14 protein-coding genes are annotated in these 17988 nt (G+C 61.3%); 3 read left to right on the top strand and 11 right to left on the bottom strand.

Features of this window, described 5'->3' with window-relative positions:
- Nucleotides 1-38: 38 nt before the first annotated feature.
- The 11 genes from HL657_RS12650 to purH all read right to left on the bottom strand — a co-directional run bounded on the left by HL657_RS12650 (nt 39) and on the right by purH (nt 13977).
- Nucleotides 39-1625, bottom strand: a complete 1587-nt coding sequence (locus tag HL657_RS12650) for a sodium:solute symporter family protein (RefSeq protein WP_317297172.1) — start codon at nt 1623-1625, stop codon at nt 39-41.
- A gap of 333 nt (nt 1626-1958) precedes the next feature.
- Complete coding sequence (locus HL657_RS12655) at nt 1959-3545, bottom strand: sodium:solute symporter family protein (protein ID WP_317297173.1); 1587 nt, start codon at nt 3543-3545, stop codon at nt 1959-1961.
- Nucleotides 3546-3749: 204 nt separating this feature from the next.
- The gene (gene ilvN, locus HL657_RS12660) at nt 3750-4253 is read right to left on the bottom strand and encodes an acetolactate synthase small subunit (protein ID WP_317297174.1); all 504 of its coding nucleotides are present in this window, start codon (nt 4251-4253) and stop codon (nt 3750-3752) included.
- On the bottom strand, nt 4250-5926 hold the full coding sequence (gene ilvB, locus HL657_RS12665; protein ID WP_317297175.1) for a biosynthetic-type acetolactate synthase large subunit: 1677 nt from the start codon (nt 5924-5926) through the stop codon (nt 4250-4252). The genes ilvN and ilvB overlap by 4 nt, the downstream gene beginning before the upstream one ends.
- Complete coding sequence (locus HL657_RS12670) at nt 5883-7409, bottom strand: 2-isopropylmalate synthase (protein ID WP_317297176.1); 1527 nt, start codon at nt 7407-7409, stop codon at nt 5883-5885. The genes ilvB and HL657_RS12670 overlap by 44 nt, the downstream gene beginning before the upstream one ends.
- 94 nt (nt 7410-7503) lie before the next feature.
- Entirely contained in the window at nt 7504-8172 is a 669-nt protein-coding gene (locus HL657_RS12675) for a DUF4013 domain-containing protein (RefSeq protein WP_317297177.1), read from the bottom strand.
- A 212-nt stretch (nt 8173-8384) separates the two neighbouring features.
- Complete coding sequence (locus HL657_RS12680; RefSeq protein ID WP_317297178.1) at nt 8385-9080, bottom strand: DUF4013 domain-containing protein; 696 nt, start codon at nt 9078-9080, stop codon at nt 8385-8387.
- 222 nt (nt 9081-9302) lie between these two features.
- Nucleotides 9303-9965, bottom strand: coding sequence for a DUF4013 domain-containing protein (locus HL657_RS12685; protein WP_317297179.1), 663 nt, complete (start codon nt 9963-9965; stop codon nt 9303-9305).
- A gap of 805 nt (nt 9966-10770) precedes the next feature.
- Complete coding sequence (locus tag HL657_RS12690) at nt 10771-11463, bottom strand: DUF4013 domain-containing protein (RefSeq protein WP_317297180.1); 693 nt, start codon at nt 11461-11463, stop codon at nt 10771-10773.
- 105 nt (nt 11464-11568) lie between these two features.
- A complete protein-coding gene (locus tag HL657_RS12695; RefSeq protein ID WP_317297181.1) occupies nt 11569-12012 on the bottom strand; it encodes a GNAT family N-acetyltransferase in 444 nt (147 codons plus the stop codon).
- A gap of 480 nt (nt 12013-12492) precedes the next feature.
- The gene (purH, locus tag HL657_RS12700; RefSeq protein WP_317297182.1) at nt 12493-13977 is read right to left on the bottom strand and encodes a bifunctional phosphoribosylaminoimidazolecarboxamide formyltransferase/IMP cyclohydrolase; all 1485 of its coding nucleotides are present in this window, start codon (nt 13975-13977) and stop codon (nt 12493-12495) included.
- A gap of 302 nt (nt 13978-14279) precedes the next feature.
- Here purH and HL657_RS12705 point away from each other — a divergent pair, with 302 nt between their 5' ends.
- From HL657_RS12705 to dnaJ, 3 genes are read left to right on the top strand one after another with little or no spacing between them, the layout of a single operon-like run.
- A complete protein-coding gene (locus tag HL657_RS12705) occupies nt 14280-14789 on the top strand; it encodes a nucleotide exchange factor GrpE (RefSeq protein WP_317297183.1) in 510 nt (169 codons plus the stop codon).
- Between the two features lie 4 nt (nt 14790-14793).
- Nucleotides 14794-16623: a molecular chaperone DnaK gene (gene dnaK / locus HL657_RS12710; protein WP_317297184.1), complete on the top strand. Its 1830-nt coding sequence runs from the start codon at nt 14794-14796 to the stop codon at nt 16621-16623.
- Nucleotides 16624-16628: 5 nt separating this feature from the next.
- On the top strand, nt 16629-17771 hold the full coding sequence (dnaJ, locus tag HL657_RS12715) for a molecular chaperone DnaJ (protein ID WP_317297185.1): 1143 nt from the start codon (nt 16629-16631) through the stop codon (nt 17769-17771).
- Nucleotides 17772-17988 lie beyond the last annotated feature (217 nt).

Genomic DNA, 17988 nt, shown 5'->3' on the forward strand with positions numbered 1-17988 from the left:
TGCAGAGGCGTGAAAAAAATGCCGGGAGCGCTCCGCCATCACTGCTGGCGGGGCGAGTCGTGATCGACGAGCCAGGTCTCTCCCGGGGTACCCGCCCCCGGGGCGCTACGGGGCGACTGGATGAACCAGCCGGTCCGGGTGCCGTCGAGCGTGGTGGAGGCGCTCCGGGCCGTCACGAGGCTGACGACGACCATGGCGAGCGCCGAGAGTATGAGCGCATAGAGGCTGAAGTGCACGGGAAGCGATCCTACGAACTTTGAGTAGTATCCAAAGATCCCGGCCGCGGCGAGGCCGGTTGCCATGCTCGCGATCGCTCCCTCCCCGGTGGCGCCGCGCCAGTAGAGCCCGGCAAGCAGCGGGACCGCGAACGTCGCAAGCATCACCCCGATACCCATCCAGATCAGCCAGGCGAGCATCTCCGGCGGGTTGATGGCAAGGAGAAGCGTCCCGCCGGCCCCGAGGACGACCGCGACCTTCGAGACCAGGAGCACCTCGTTATCTGTCGCCGAGGGCCGGAGGATATTCTTGTAGACGTCCCACGCGAACGAGGTGCCGACGGTGAGCATGAGCCGGTCGGTCGTGGACATCACCGCCGCAAGGACGATCACCGCAAAGAACGCCCAGAACGCCACGTTCGGCATTGCGTATTCGACCCCGACGATGAAGGAGTAGTCCTGCGCGTTCACGGCGTTCGGGAGGACGAGCGTCCCCTCCTCAACAAGCGAGCGGACGGCAAATCCCGTGAACTTCACCAGGAACATCACGACCGCATAGATCGAGAACGCGACGAGCGGCGCCCACTTGAAGAAACGGGCCTCTTTTGCGGCGAGGACGTTGTTGATGACGTGCGGCGCACAGGCAAGCCCGACCATCAGGAGGATCCCGAACGAGACCAGGAACTCCGGCGTCGCGTAGGCGTATGATGCGTAGGCCGGGCTCGGGAACCAGGGTTCGACGAAGTTCGGGTCGACTCCGGCGATGACGGTATTGATATGCTCAAGCCCGCCGGCGCTCGCGATGACGAACGGCGCCATCAGGAGCACGCCGAAGATCAGGATGCCACCCTGGAAGAGGGTCGTCCAGGAGACGGCGTAGAGTCCTCCGACGACCGTGTAGGCGGTGATGATGACTCCGGCAATGAGGAGCGCCTGCCAGTGCGGGATAGCAAAGAGCCAGACGAGCACGATGCTGATCGCAGCGTACTGCCCGACGAGATAGATCAGCGAAACAATGATGCCCGCAACGGCCGAGAGGCCCCGGAGCGCTCGCGGGCTCTCGAACCGGTCGGCGAGGTAGTCCTGGACGGTCAGGTAGCCCCGCTCCTTCCCGATGGCGTTGAGCTTCACCCCGAAAAAGATGATACAGAACGCGGCCGCGAGCGGGACGAAAATCTGCTCCCAGATGCCCGGCCAGCCTGAGGCATACCCGAATCCGCTGACGCCGAGCAGGGTCATCCCGCTGCAGATCGAGCAGACGATCAGGATCGTAAAGACCCAGAACCCGAGCGATCTGCCCGCAAGGATGTAGTCCTCGGTGTTATGAATCTTCTTCGATGCCCAGCTCCCGATGCCGACGAGAATGACAAAGTAGAGCACGATCAGAGCAAGCGTCAGTGCGTCCGCCATTCAAACGGCCTCCCGGAACATGAGCCCCCAGAGGGCGAGCAGGACGACGACCAGGGCGACAGCGCCGCCCACAACGATTCCCGTGAGAAGAGGTAATCCGAAGAACATGCTGTGCTAGTGTGTGACGTGCTAACATATAACACAATCGCCAGCGGGGCAGGGAGTTTACTCCGCCGGGATGATGAAGGTATCACACCTAAAAGAATGCTGTTTGGAACTCTTCACAGGCTTTGCACCCCGGAGGAGCGCAATCTTACCTGCGTAGACAGGTTCCCTGATACTGGCCGTGAAGATTAACACCTGACGCCCGGGGAGGGCGGGAGTGCCCCACCATCACTGTTGGCGGGATGAGTCCTGATCAACGAGCCAGGTCTCTCCCGGGCTCCCGGCCCGCGAAGGCTGGCCGGGCGGCTGGATGAACCAGCCGGTCCGGGTGCTGTCGAGTATCTCCGTGGAATTCCGGGTGGAGAAAAGGCTGACGACGACCATGGCGGCGAGCGAGAGCGCAAGCGCAAAGAAACTGAAGTGCACAGGGAGCGCTCCTACGAACTGGTGCCAGTAGCCGAAGCCTACGGCCGCGACGAGCCCGACTGCCATGCTCGCGATCGCCCCCTCTGCCGTGGCGCCGCGCCAGTAGAGCCCGGCAAGCAGCGGGACCGCGAACGTCGCGAGCATCACCCCGATACCCATCCAGATCAGCCACGCAAGCATCTCCGGCGGGTTGATGGCGAGCAGGAGCGTCCCGCCGGCCCCGAGGACGATAGCGACTTTCGAGACGAGGAGCACCTCCCTGTCTGATGCCGAAGGCCGGAGGATGTTTTTGTAGACGTCCCACGCAAACGAGGTGCCGATGGTGAGCATGAGCCGGTCGGTCGTGGACATCACCGCCGCGAGGACGATGACCGCGAAGAATGCCCAGAACGCCACGCTCGGCATTGCATGCTCGACCCCGACGATGAAGGAGTAGTCCTGCGCGTTTACGGCGTCCGGGAGCACCAGTTTACCTTCCTCGACGAGTGAGCGGACGGCAAATCCCGTGAACTTCACCAGGAACATTATGACTGCATAGATGGCGAACGCAACGAGCGGCGCCCACTTGAAGAAACGGGCCTCTTTTGCGGCGAGGACGTTGTTGACGACGTGCGGTGCGCAGGCGAGGCCGACCATCAGGAGGATCCCAAACGAGACCAGGAACTCCGGCGTCGCGTAGGCGTATGATGCGTAGGCCGGGCTCGGGAACCAGGGTTCGACGAAGTTCGGGTCGACCCCGGCAAGGACCGTATTGATATGCTCAAGCCCGCCGGCGCTCATGACGACGGCCGGGGCCATCAGGAGCACGCCGATGATCAGGATCCCGCCGTGAAAGAGGGTCGTCCAGGAGACAGCGTAAAGACCGCCGATGACCGTATAGGCCGTGATGATGACCCCGGCGATGAGGAGCGCCTGCCAGTGGGGAATACCGAAGAGCCAGACGAGCACGATGCTGATCGCGGCATATTGCCCGACCAGGTAGACCAGCGAGACGACGATCCCGGAGATGGCTGAGAGACCCCGGAGTGCCCGCGGGCTCTCGAACCGTTCGGCGAGGTAGTCCTGGACGGTCAGGTAACCCCGTTCCTTCCCGATGGCGTTGAGCTTCACCCCAAAAAAGATGATGCAAAACGCGGCCGCGAGCGGAACGAAGATCTGCTCCCAGATGCCCGGCCAGCCCGACGTGTACCCAAAGCCGCTGACGCCGAGCAGGGTCATCCCGCTGCAGATGGAGCAGACGATCAGGATGGTGAAGACCCAGAACCCAAGCGATCTTCCGGCGAGCATATAGTCTTCAGTGTTGTGGATCTTCTTTGAGGCCCAACTCCCGATGCCGATGAGAAAGACAAAGTAGAGCCCGATCAGAGCAAGCGTCAGTATATCTGCCATTATGGGGCCTCCTTAAACCGGAGCCCCCAGAGGGCGAGCAGGACGACGACCAGGGCGACTGCCCCGCCCACGATGAGTCCTGTATGGAACGGTAATCCGAAGAACATGCTGTGGTAATGTGTGATGTAGTATGTGATAACGCGATCGCTAACGAGGCAGAGATATCGTCCCGATGGCGCAACCGGCGTCTTTTGCCGGAAAAAATTATTTGGAACTCTTCACGGTCTTTGCGCCCCGGAGGAGCGCGATCTTCCCCGTGCGGACGAATTCCTTGATGCCGTACTGGCGCAGGAGTTTCTCCAGCGCGTCGATCTTTGATGTATCCCCGGTTACCTGGAGGACCAGCGTCTTTGACCCGACGTCAACGACCTGGGCGCGGAAGATATCGGCGATCTGGAGGATTTCGGCACGGGCCGGTCCGTTCTCGGCCGCCACCTTGATGAGGGCGAGTTCCCGCTCCACACTCTCCCGCTTCGTCAGGTCCGAGACCTTGATGACGTCGATGAGCTTGTTGGTCTGCTTCATCACCTGCTCGATGACCCCGTCGTCGCCGTTCACCACGATGGTGATCCGGCTCATCTCCGGCTCCTCGCAGGTCCCGACGGCGAGGCTCTCGATGTTGAACCCCCGCCGCGAGAACATCCCGGCAACCCGGCTCAGGACGCCGGCCCGGTTCTCGACGAGAACGCTCAGGGTATGCGGTTTCATGGCTGCCGCACCCCGATCATCTCGTTGATGGCGGCACCGGCAGGGACCATCGGGAAGACGTTCTCCTCCCGCTCGACCCGGAAGTCCAGGACGAACGGCCCCTCGGTGGCGAGAGCGGTCTCGAGCGCCTCCCGGACACCGTCCTTCCCCGTGACCGTAATGCCCTCGACACCGTAGGCGTTCGCGATCTTCACGAAATCCACCGGCGGGAGTTCGGTGTAGGAGTAGCGGCGGTCGTAGAAGAGTTCCTGCCACTGCCGCACCATGCCGAGATACATGTTGTTCAAGATCACGACCTTGACGGGGATCTTGTACTGCGCCACTGTCCCGAGTTCCTGGATGTTCATCTGGAAACTCCCGTCGCCGGCGATGTCGACGACCGGCATATCCGGCCGGGCGTAATGTGCGCCGATGGCTGCCGGGAACCCGTAGCCCATCGTCCCGAGACCGCCGGAGGTGATCCAGGTCCGGGGTTTCTTGAAGCAGTAGTAGAGCGCGGTCCACATCTGGTTCTGACCGACCTCACTCACGACGATCCCCTCTCCCTTCAGGAGATCAGAGAGCTGCTCCACAACGTACTGCGGGCGGAGATGGTCGTCTTCGCAGTAACCAAGCGGGTACTGCGCCTTCCAGGCGTTGATCCGGGCGACCCAGTTCGCCGTATCGCCACGCTTCTGCATCCTTCGCAGAAGCGCCTGGAGCACCGCTCTCACGTCGCCCACGATCGGGACGTCGACTTTCTTATTCTTCCCGATCTCCGCCGGGTCGATATCGATGTGGACGACCGTGGCGTTCGGCGCGAAGGTCTCGATCTTGCCGGTGACCCGGTCATCGAACCGGACACCGACGGCAAGCAGAAGGTCGCACTCCGTGACCGCGTAGTTCGCCGACTGGGTGCCGTGCATCCCGAGCATCCCGAGGCAGAGCGGATGGTCGCCGGGGACGGCGCCGAGCCCCATCAGGGTCGTCGTCACCGGGATCGCGGCGGTCTCTGCAAACTCCAGGAGTTCGGCGGATGCCCCCGAGAGGACCACTCCGCCGCCGGCGTAGATGAGCGGCCGCTGTGCCCCTGCGATCAGGTCGAGCGCCTTATCGATCTGGCGGACGTGCCCTTCGTAGGTAGGCTGGTAGCCCCGGAGGGAGACCGTCCCGGGAACAGGCGTTCCCTCCACCACCTGGCTCGTGCTGACGTCTTTGGGGAGATCAATCAGCACCGGGCCAGGCCGGCCGGTCCGGGCGACATAGAACGCCTCCTGGACCACGCGGTCGAGGTCGGCGGCGTCTTTGACCAGGTAGTTGTGCTTGGTGACCGGCATCGTGATCCCGGTGATGTCCGACTCCTGGAACGCGTCGTTCCCGAGCAGCGCAGTCGGGACCTGGCCGGTGAGCGCCACGATCGGGATGGAATCCATATACGCCGTCGCGATCCCCGTAACCAGGTTGCACGCGCCGGGGCCGGAGGTGGCAAGGCATACGCCTACGCGGCCGCTTGCACGCGCGTATCCGTCGGCCGCGTGCGCCGCTGCCTGCTCATGCCTTACCAGTATGTGCCGGATCGACGAGTCGTAGAGTTCATCGTAGATCGGCAACACCACGCCGCCGGGGTAGCCGAATATGGTGTCCACCCCTTCACGCTGCAGCGCTTCTATCAGAGTCCTGGCTCCGGTCTTCATGCTCTTCCCTGAGTAATCTGTTCATCCCTGCGATAACTGCTTCGACGCTTGCCATGATGATGTCGGTCCGGGCACCCCGTGAGGTCACGGTCTTCCCGTTCCGGCTGAGCTTCACCGATACGTCGACGAGGGCATCTGTGCCCCCCGTTATGGCATCCACGCTGTATTCGTCGAGCCTTACGCTGCCGACGTCCGCCACCGATCGCTGGAGCGCGCGGATCGCCGCGTCCACCGGCCCGGTCCCGACTGCGGCACCGGTGATCTCATCGCCGCGGACGAGCATCGTCACCGAGGCGGTCGGCATCGCGTTGCTCCCGGAGACGATGGTGAACTGGCGAAGTTCGATGCAGGGCGTAAACTCGATCTCCATGACGGTGTCGGCGATCGCCATGATATCAGCGTCGGTTATCCGCATCCCGGCATCCCCGAGGCGTTTGATCCGGGCGACGATCTCCTTGAGTTGTGTCCCGTCCGGGGCATACCCCATATCGTTGAGCGCGGCCTCGACCGCCGCCGACCCGGAATGTTTCCCGAGGACGATGCGGCGCCTCCTCCCCACCCGCTCCGGCCGGAGGGGTTCGTAGGTGCTCGCGTCCCGCATCACCCCGTGGGCGTGGATCCCGCTCTCGTGGGTGAAGGCCATCTCGCCGACGATGGGCTTGTTGGTCGCGAGCGGAACCCCGGTCAGCCGGGCGACGTGGGTCGAGAGCGGGTAGAGTTCTTCGGTCTTGATCCCGGTATCGACCCCGTAGAGCACCTCGAGCGCCATCACCAGTTCTTCGAGGGACGTGTTTCCCGCCCGCTCCCCGAGGCCGTTGACGGTGACATGGGCACAGGTTGCCCCCGCACGGAGGGCGGCAACGGTGGTTGCGAGCCCGAACCCGAGGTCGTCGTGGCAGTGGATGGAGAGCGGGGCGAACAGGAGCGGCGGTACGATCGCGGCCGCCCGTTCGGGCGTGAGGAGCCCCACGGTGTCGCAGAAGCAGAGCCGGTCGGCTCCCCGCTCGACCCCTTCGCGGAAGACCTCCGCGAGGAAATCCTGGTCGGCCCGGGACGCGTCTTCTCCCGAGAATTCGACGATGAGGCCACGCTCCTTCGCGTACTCGACGGCGCTCCAGGCCATTTGAGAGACCTGCTCGCGGGTTTTGCGGAGTTTCTTTGCGATGTGGAGATCGCTCACCGGGACGACGAGGTGGACGGAGTCGGCGCCTGCGTCGGCGGCGAGGTCGATATCCCCGGGAAGCGCCCGGACGTAGGTGCAGCACTCGGCGGCAAGCCCTGCGTCGGCGATTGAGCGGATCGACTCCCGCTCTCCGACGGATGCGGCTGCTGAGCCGGCTTCAATTACGTGGACGCCGACGTCGGCAAGGTGCGTTGCAATCTCAAGTTTCCCGGCCGGCGTGAGAGAGACACCCGGTGTCTGTTCCCCGTCCCGTAAGGTAGTGTCAAAAAAGCGGATCGATTCACCAAATAAAACAATCACACATAGTGCAATTCACCGTCAGAGAATTGGCGGCGGGGATACTTAAACGTTGGGCATTCGGGGAATCTGGTGCAGGGCAAAAAATAAGGGGGTTTTAGGCCGGCGCCGGGGCACTCTCGTAGAGGAGGGCGACGTAGCGGGCGGAGAAGATGATGAACGCCGGCATGAGGAGGAAGAGGAGGATCGGCCCGGCGAGCGGGATCAGGGCAAGGACGAACTGTGCGATCGTTATCACGATGCCCATGACGAGGAGGGCGATGAAGACGTTCAGCCATCCGATCCTGCCAATATGAGTGAGAAGGGTGCGGATCCTGAAGGCCTCGCCCATTCTCCCCGTCCGGGCGAACCGGACCATCGCAAACGTCGAGAGGATCCCGATGATGATGGCGGCGACGATGAAGATGACGAAGATCGCAAGGGCTGCAAAGGCGGCCAGTTCCGGGCTCAGAAGCGATTCGGGGCCTGATCCCGCCGGGGTTACCGTCGATGAGACCGGGATGAAGTACATCGCAACGGGCAGGAGCGTGAGGATCATGAGCGGGATCGAGTAGATGATCGTGATGACGATCAGTTTGATACCGTCGATAAAGAGCCCGATCCAGTCTTCGAGCTCAGGAGCGGGCTTTGCGCCGCTCATGACCCGCACCGTGTAGCCGTAGATAAGCGGGAATATGATTGTGCTGATGAGCAGGAGAAGCCAGCGGACCCACCTGCCCCAGATGGCGTCCTTTGCATATTCAAAGGAGTCGCCGAGTAATCGCATTAAGTCCATGAGTATCACCGCATTGTTCGGTAAGAATCTTATGTTCATGGAGATAAACGCGCTGCTTTGTTCACAGGGAAAAGGCCCTGATCCAGAAGTTGACGGCAGCCCGGCGCTCCGTCCGGCACCATGCAGGAATGAGCGCACGGGTCGGTTGTGGGAAGTACTGCGGCAATGTCAGGACGCTGAGAAAAATAGGAAATTCTCTGATATTACACAGGAGCAGGTGCTTCCTCGTACACCAGGGCAAGGTAGCGGCCGTAGAAGACGGCGAACCCAGCGCTGAGGAAGAGGGTGATGATAAAGCCCAGGAACGGGATCATGTTGATGATACCGACCACGAAGCCGTAGACGAACGCGACGACGATGAGGACGATGACCGCGATGATCCAGGTTCCCCACCCGAGTTTGCCGATGTGCTCGAGGATCGCGCTGAAGGCGAATGCCTGGCCCATGCTGCCCGTGTGGGCGAAGCGCAGTATGGCGAACAGGGCGATGAATGAGAGGATGATCGCGATGACCCCTGCAAGCAGGAAGCCTCCGATGATACTCAGCACTGCAGCGCCCAGAGCCGCCGGGTCGCCGCCGGCTGCTTCGCTCGCAATAATACCGATTGCCCCAAGCCCGCCGAAGAGCAGGAATACGATGATTGCCGGGAGCATGTAGACCAGCGAGATGATGTTCAACTTCCATCCGTCGACAAAGAGCCCGACCCAGTCGTCGACTTCGGGGGCCGGCTCCTTGCCGGAGAGCACCCTCACGGAATAGCCGCTTAAGAGCGGGATCAGCGAGAGCGTGAGCCCCTGCACGAGAGACAGGACGGCCAGGATGATCCACTGCATCCACTTTCCTACCAGGGCATCCTTGGTATACTCAAATGACCTGGAAACAAGGTTACCGTAGTCCATAGGTATATCACCTACGAGTAGATGTGAGTAAACCAGATATAAACATATTGATGTAATTAGCTGAACCTCGTCAAATTTATCTTGAAATTAATCGATATGAACAGCATACATCGGTAGATCGCCGTGATAACTGATCGGGGAAGATCCGGAGCGCGGCGAGACCTGCACGATGTATCTAAAGATCCCTTTGAAGGTAATGCCGGTTGCAAAAAGTGAGGGGTTTTAAGCCGGTGCCGGAGCGCTCTCGTAGATCAGCGTCACGTACCGAGCTGCAAAGATTATCCAGACGGGGTACAGGAAGAGCGATATCAGCCCGCCGAGAACCGGGATCACGACCAGCAGCCCGACAACGAAGCCAAAGACAATCCCGGCAATCCACAGGACGATGATGGCAATAATGTAACTTCCCCAGCCAATCTTTCCGATGTGCTCGAGGATGGCGCTGAAGGCAAATGCCTGGCCGATGCTGTCCTTTTGTGCAAACCGGATCATACCGATTGCCGAGATCAGCGTGATAACAATCCCGACAATGATCATGACCAGGAGACCGATCCCGATCGCCCCGAGGGCAGCCACGGGGTCCCCGTTGCCCAGCATGCCCGCCGGTATAAGGAAGAGAACCATGATTACGAAGAGCGGGATGGAATAGATAAAGCCGATGATAAGAAGCTTCAGGCCGTCGATGAACATTCCTACCCAGTTCCCGGGCTCGGGAGCCGGCTTTACACCGCTGTAAATGCGGACCATGTACCCCATGATGAGCGGGAATATGATCGTGCTGATGGCGAGCAGGATCCACTGAACCCACTTGCCCCAGACAGCGTCTTTTGCATAGCTGAACGAATCGCCCAGCATGTTTCCGTAATCCATAGGTATATCACCCACGGTTTACCTTAAGGCAATATGATATAAAAGCATTGCTAAGATTCCTCTGTCCGCAACCCCCCTTTACAGAAAAAAAACAATCATATCCGCAGAAACGGGCCAGCCGGGGTCGAGAGCATCTCCCGGGATCCGGAGTAGCATAGCGGCGGTGATACGGGCGGGCAGGGGGACGAAGGGTCCTGCTCTGTGCAGGGTGAATCGCCATCTCACGCGAAGTGCGAGTGTAGCGAGCGTGAGCACCAAAGGTGCGAATTGCGACAGGTCAAGGGGCGGGAGCTCAAGCACCGGAGGTGTGACTCGCGATGGACGCGAAAGATTGGGGGTAGCAATCGATCGTCTTCGCAGCTTCGGGTGAGGCGACGTTGTGTGAAATTCTAGATGAAATAGTCCACTAGTACACAGAAGCCATCCCAAATACAAATGCAGCTACCATTGCGAATAGCATGAAAATGATGAGTAAGCCTAGCCAGATTATCAAACCTGCGACGAGATTGTAGCCAAATACCGCGAATGCACGTTTTAAGAAACTGTCCGATATTAACCAGCCCTTATAGCCATATGTATCCGTTTCGCCATTGGACATAATCGGGTATTTTGACAAATCGTATCTTAAACATTGCCATTTAACATTTGTTCTCATTGAGCGGTTATCCTGGAAGCGTTAGATCCAATCTGGTTAGGGGTATTTTCCTCGAAATTGGTCTATCATATAACGACCGCTGGCTTTTGAAATATCGCGCAACGATTTCCGTTATAACTCCCGGGGCACGGCACGACGGTGATAGGGGTGTGGGATAGGAGCCCTTCACCCCGGCGCCGGGGCGGTCTCGTAGGCTGCCGCGAGATAACGGGCGTGGAAGATGCCGAACGCCACCCCGATGAAGAGGTTGATGATCCAGCCGAGGATGGGTATCGAGGTGATGAGCCCGGTCACGACCGCATAGACGAGGCCGATGAGGACGAGGACGATGACCGCGACGATCCAGGCCCCCCACCCGATCCGTCCTATGTGTCTTGCGATCGCCCCGAAGCTGAACGCCTGGAAGAAACTTCCCGTATGAGCGAACCGCACGACCGCAAACATGGCGATGAACGATATGATGACCCAGATGACGGCCGCGATCACGATCCCGGTGACGGCGGCCGCGACGGCTGACGCCCAGACATCGGGGTTGTCGAGCCCCTTCGCCGCTATGGCGGAGATGGCGGCAATCCCCCCGAAGACGGCCAGGACCACGATGACCGGGATAAGGTAGATCAGGTTGATGATGTTTAACTTCCACCCGTCGATAAAGAGCCTGCTCCAGTCGTCGACCTCAGGAGCCGGCGTCCTGCCGGCGAGCACCCGGACGATATAGCCATTGTAGAACGGGACTAAAAAGAGCGTGAACGTCTGGACGAGCGAGAGGAGTACCAGGAGAATCCACCGCCACCATTCGCCCAGGAGGACGTCCTTTGTATAACCAAGCGACCTTGAGATGAGACTGCCGTAGTCCATATCACACCACCTTCGGCCGTGGAGAGACGGTGGAGTGTATATATGTTGGGTCACCCTGTCCCTGTACCGGCTCGCGGCATCGCGGGCCCCCCGGCCCCGGAACCGTCAGAGTTCCTGTTGCAGATACACCATATCGACGAGTTGTTCGCCGCAGTCGAAGACCGGGTGGTCGTAATGATCGATAAAGAAGTTTTCGACGCGGTGGGAGACGGTAAACCCGCACCGCTCGTAGAACCGGAGGATACGGGGGCAGTCGCCCGTGCCGACGAGCATGACGCGGCACCTGCCCGTGTAGTGCTCGAGGATGCATTCGATAAGCCGCTTGCCGTAGCCCTGTCCCCGGAACTCTTCATACGTGGCGATGTTCTTCAGTTCATAAACGCCGTCGCCTTCGCAGGTCACCACGCAGACACTCTTAAGATCGCCGTCGTAGAGGGCAAAGAGATCCCCGCGATAGAGGTAGGTCTCGATCATGGATTCCTGCTCATCCCCGATCAGCAGCAGGTCAAGGAACCGTCTCCTGTCGTCCCGAACGAATTCGATCTTCATGGCTTACCCGGCTGGAATGTGGTCTTACGAAAAAAAGGCTCTGTTGAAATCCTATTCTGGTCTTCCTCCCTATCCAGATAAGGCTGGTGCCGGACCCGGCTTGTCCCCGTGACGACTTTTTTCTCGGGCATCTCCGCATGCCGTGGACCGTGGTGGCTATCGCCATGGGGGGTGGGGCTTGACGGGGAGGGGGTCTCCCCCTCCCCTGTCTCGCGCGAAGAATCGCATAGCTCAGGCCCCACCCCGCCCGCGCTTCGCGCTCCTCATTCGCACCTGCGGTGCTCAAACTCCTGCTGTTCCAGCAGTCGTTCCCCGCCCCGGGGGCGGGGGCAGTCATGGCGATAAGCGATGGTTCGGAGAACCTGAGCTAGAGCACCGAAGGTGCGAAGCCGGTGGAAAGCCGTACCCCGGAGTGCGGCCATCTGGAACAAACAGGTGGGGGTTCAACAAAGCCGAAAAAAGAGATCTCCGGCCGGCCCTTCAGTGCCGGAAGTGCCGAACCCCGGTGAAGACCATCGCGATGTTGAGCCGGTTTGCCGCCTCGATGACCTCCGCATCGCGGATGGAGCCGCCCGGCTGGACGAGCGCCGTTGCGCCCGCCGCCGCCGCGACCTCCATCGTGTCGGGGAACGGGAGGAAGGCGTCCGAGGCGACTGCCGACCCGGCGAGGGATTTGCGGGACTTCTTGACCGCGATCTCCGCGGACTCGACCCGGTTCATCTGCCCGGCGCCGATCCCGATGACAGCGTTCTCGTCGGCGAAGATGATGGCGTTGCTCTTCGTGTGCCGGCAGACCTTCCAGGCAAGCTCCATCGCCCGCATCTCGTGGGCGTCGGGCTCCCGCTCGGTCACGACCCGCCAGTCCTCGCGGAACGGCTCCGTCCTCTGGACCAGGACCCCGCCGTCGATGCTCCGGACCTCGTCCTGCACCACCGGCTCGGGCAGCCGGAGCACCCGCATGTTCTCCTTCGCCTTCATGATCTCGAGCGCCTCCGGCGTGTAGGACGGGGCGACCACCACCTCTACGAACGTCCCGGTGAGTTCGCGGGCGACGTCCGCCCCCACCTCGCGGTTCACCGCGACGATCGACCCGTAGGCCGAGACCGGGTCGACATCCCGGGCAGCGATGTAGGTCTCGAGGGGCTTCTCCCCCGTCGCCACGCCGCAGGGGTTGTTGTGCTTGACGATGACCACGGCGCAGCCGTCGAACTCCCGGAGCAGGCCGACCGCCGCGTGGACGTCGAGGTAGTTGTTGTAGGACATCGCCTTGCCCTGGAGCGGCTCTTCTCCCGCTATGCCGGTATCGCCGTAGACCGCGGCCGCCTGATGGGGGTTCTCGCCGTAGCGGAGCGTCCTTCCGTTCCCGAACTGGAGGGTGAGGACGTCGGGGAACGGCCGGTCGATGCCGGTGAGGTAGTTCGTGATCGCGCCGTCGTAGGCAGCCGTCCGGGCGAACGCCTTTGCGGCGAGGTTCAGGCGCTCTTCTGCCGTAAAGCCGCCCCGCCGGACGGCATCCGCCACCGCCCCGTAGTCGCCGGGGTCCACCACGACCGCGACGTACTTATGGTTCTTCGCCGCCGCCCGCACCATCGCCGGGCCGCCGATATCGATGTATTCAATGATCTCCTCCAGCGTCAGCCCCGCAGCCTTCATCGCCTCGAAGGGGTAGAGGTTCACCACCACGAGGTCGATCGGCTCGATACCGTGCTCCTGCATCACGGCATCGTCGATGCCGCGGCGGCCGAGGATCCCCCCGTGGATCTTCGGGTGGAGGGTCTTGACCCGCCCGTGCATCATCTCGGGCGAGCCCGTGTAGGTGGAGACATCGGTGAACGGGACCCCGGCCGCTGCGAGCGCGGCCCCGGTGCCGCCGGAACTCAGGAGTCGGTAATCGTGCTCGATAAGCACCTTTGCAAGATCGACGATGCCTGCCTTGTCCCAGACAGACAGCAGTGCCCATTTCATGGTTACACGTGAGCATGATAGAGAGATATATCTGGCGCTGCCCGCAAAACCGGCCGTATTTCCCCCGGTCAGGAAACCGGACCCGTGTTATGGGGAATACCGGCAGGGCCGGAGAGGAAGGCGGTTCTTCTCCCCTGAATCCACATGCCGGCGGGAGGATACAGGCTAAAGGGTGTCCAATCGGAAATCCGGGCAGTTAGAGAAGACGGATGCCTGCAGTTTGAGTTAATATTATATAGAACCACATTACAATAAATAATCGAACAACTACATTCTATATCGTTTTGAAGCAGGTTAGGCGTATGAAGGAGGATACATCCGAACCAAACGAGAAGCAACAGAATCTCGCAAACGAGGCGGATGCAGCATCTCCGGCGCTTGAAGAGCTGCAGAATGCATATGACGACCTTAACAGCCGTTATCTGCGCCTTGCGGCGGATTTCGACAACTACCGGAAGCGAATGGACCGGGAACTCGACGCCCGTACGACGTTCGCCATCGAAAATTTCGCGGTGGAGTTGCTTGAGGTCATCGATAACTTCGAGCGGGCAGAGAAAGCCGACGGTGCAGCCCTCACGGAAGGGATGGAGCAGATCAAAAAACTCTTCATGACCATCCTCGAACGGCATGGCATCGGGCCCATCGAATGCCGGAACCTTCCGTTCAACCCGGAACGGCACGAGGCGATAGCCTACGTGCCTTCGGATGCGGAGGAGGGGACTGTGATCGACGAGGTCGTTCGCGGATACTGTATGCAGGATAAGGTCATCAGATGCGCAAAAGTTGTAGTATCTAGAGGATTGGAGGAATAACACAATGGTTTCGGAAAAAGTTCTGGGTATCGATCTTGGAACAACCAACTCGTGCATGGCAATCATGGAAGGCGGGCGGGCGACGGTCATCGCCAACGCCGAGGGCGGCAGGACCACCCCGTCTGTCGTAGCGTTCACCAAAGAGGATGAGCGGCTGGTCGGCACCGTCGCGAAAAGGCAGGCGATCACCAACCCGAACCGCACCGTCCAGTCAATCAAGCGCAGGATGGGCACAAGCGAGAAGATCACCATCGGGGACAAGACCTACACACCGCAGGAGATCTCCGCGATGATCCTCCAGAAGATGAAACTGGACGCGGAAGAGTACCTGGGCGAGAAGATCGCGAAAGCCGTCATCACGGTGCCCGCCTACTTCAACGACGCTCAACGGCAGGCGACGAAAGACGCAGGGACCATCGCCGGCCTCGAGGTGCTCCGGATCATCAACGAGCCGACCGCGAGCGCCCTCGCCTACGGTATCGATAAGGAAGGCGAGTCCACGGTGCTCGTCTACGACCTCGGTGGCGGCACGTTCGATGTCTCCATCCTCCAGCTCGGCGACGGCGTCTTCGAAGTCAAATCGACCGCAGGCAACAACCGCCTCGGCGGCGACGACTTCGACAAACTGGTCGTCGACTACCTGGCCGAGGAGTTCCGGAAGAAGGAGGGCGTCGACCTCAAAAACGACCCGGTCGCCATGCAGCGGCTGCGCGACGCGGCCGAGAACGCGAAGATCGAACTCTCCACCGTCCAGAAGACCAACATCAACCTCCCCTACATCACCACGACGGAGAGCGGGCCCAAGTTCCTGGACATCGATCTGACCCGGGCGAAGTTCGAGCAGCTCATCGCCGACCTCGTGGACTCGACCCTCGGGCCGGTGAAGCAGGCGCTCGCCGACGCCAAACTGGGCCCTGACGGCATCGACCACGTCCTCCTCGTCGGCGGGTCGACCCGGGTGCCGCTCGTGCAGGAGACCGTGAAGAAGGTCCTCAAGAAGGAGCCCGACAAAGGCATCAACCCCGACGAGTGCGTCGCCCTCGGCGCCGCCATCCAGGCCGGCGTGCTGACGGGCGAGACGAAAGACGTCCTGCTCCTCGACGTGACCCCGCTCTCGCTCGGCATCGAGACGCTCGGCGGCATCGCGACGAAGCTCATCGAGCGCAACACTACCATCCCGACACGGAAGAGCCAGATCTTCTCGACCGCCGCCGACGGCCAGACCTCGGTCGAGATCCACGTGATGCAGGGCGAGCGGGCACTCGCGAAGGACAACTTCACGCTGGGCCGGTTCCAGCTCACCGGCATCCCGCCCGCGCCCCGGGGCATCCCGCAGATCGAGGTCACCTTCGATATCGATGCAAACGGTATCGTCCACGTCTCGGCCAAGGACCTCGGCACCGGGAACGAGCAGTCGATCACCATCAAGCCGCAGGACTCCCGGCCATCGGAAGCCGAGATCCAGCGGATGATGGACGACGCAAAGAAGTTCGAGGCGGATGACCAGAAGAAGCGCGAGGAGATCGATCTGCGCAACACCGCCGACACCGCGATCTTCACCGCCGAGCGGGCGATGAAGGACGCAGGAGAATCGATCGAGGCCGCAGATAAGGAGAAGATCGAGAGCGCGATCGCCGACCTCAAGAAGGCGCTCGAGGGCGACGACCTCGATGCCATCAAGCAGAAGATGGATGCCCTGACCGAAGCGGTATATGCAGTCACGACAAAGATGTACCAGCAGGCTCAAGCGGCCGCCGCCCAGCAGCAGCAGGCGGAGGGTGCCGCAAAGAAGGATGATACTGTCGTCGATGCCGATTACGAAGTCAAAGAGTGAGGTAAATGGGTCCGGACAGCTACTATGATATCCTCGGTGTTCCACGAAGCGCCGAAGATAAGGAGATCAAGAAAGCCTACCGGAACCTGGCCCGAAAATACCACCCCGACGTCTGCAAAGAACCGGGGGCCGAGGAGCGGTTCAAGAAGATCAACGAGGCCTACAGCGTCCTCTCCGATGCCCAGAAGCGCGCCCAGTACGACAACATGGGGCACGAAGCCTACAGCAGCGCGTCCCGTGGCTCGTACGCCGGCGGCGGAGGCTACTCCGGCGGGTTCAACGCCGACTTCTCGGGATTCGGGGATATCTTCGAGACCTTCTTCGGCGGTGGGGGCAGGCAGCGGGCCGGCCCCCGTCCCGGCGCCGACCTCCTGATGAAGATGCGCATCACGCTCGAGGAGGCGGCGTTCGGGACCGAGAAGGAGGTCGGCGTCGACCACGTCGAGCCCTGTCCCGAGTGCGACGGATCGGGGAGCGAGACGAAGAAGACCACCACCTGCCCGACCTGCGGCGGCAGCGGCCAGATGCGGCAGATGAGCCAGTCCATCTTCGGGAACTTCGTCCGGATGAGCACCTGCACCACCTGCGGCGGGCGGGGGAAGGTCCCCGAGACCCGGTGCAAGGCCTGCGGCGGAACAGGGCACCGGCGTGCCCGGCAGACCGTGAAGGTCCGGGTTCCGCCGGGCGTGGATACGGGCATGCGCCTCCGGATGGAGGGCTACGGCGACGCCGGGGATTACGGTGCGCCGAGCGGGGACCTCTATATCGAGATCAGCGTCGCGCCGCACAGGACGTTCACCCGGCGGGGCGACGACCTGGAGACGACCGTCGATATCTCCCCAGCCCAGGCGGTGCTGGGCTCCGAGGTTGAGGTGCAGACGATCGACGGGCGCACGGTCGTCCTGGATATCCCGGCCGGCGTGCAGCACAACACCGGGCTGAAGATACGGGGCGAGGGCGTGCGGTGGCAGACGAAGCCCGGCGATATGCTGGTGCGGGTGCATATCGTCGTGCCCGAGCGCCTGACGGACGAGGAGCGCGAACTCTATCTGCGCCTGCTCGAGATCGGGGGGCACAAGCCCTCCGCGAAGAAGGGCAAGGGCTTCTTTCAGGACGTCGTCGATAAGATGAAAGAGTCGGTGAAGTGAGGGGGGTTCCTCTCGCTTTATCAGCTATCTTCTTTTTAGATCCCACTTTAGGCATATTTCTTGATCCGAGAAGGCAATGGGTCGCATTTGCTGGGAAAACAGCTGGATGTGTGATGAATGACCACGGAAACAGCAGATGCGAGCACAAAGCCCGGTACAGTGGACCGTGGGAGTATCGCCATTGGGGGAGGGGCTGACGGGGAGGGGGGAGTATTCC

The organism is Methanoculleus nereidis (assembly GCF_032944295.1).
Lineage (GTDB): Archaea > Halobacteriota > Methanomicrobia > Methanomicrobiales > Methanoculleaceae > Methanoculleus > Methanoculleus nereidis.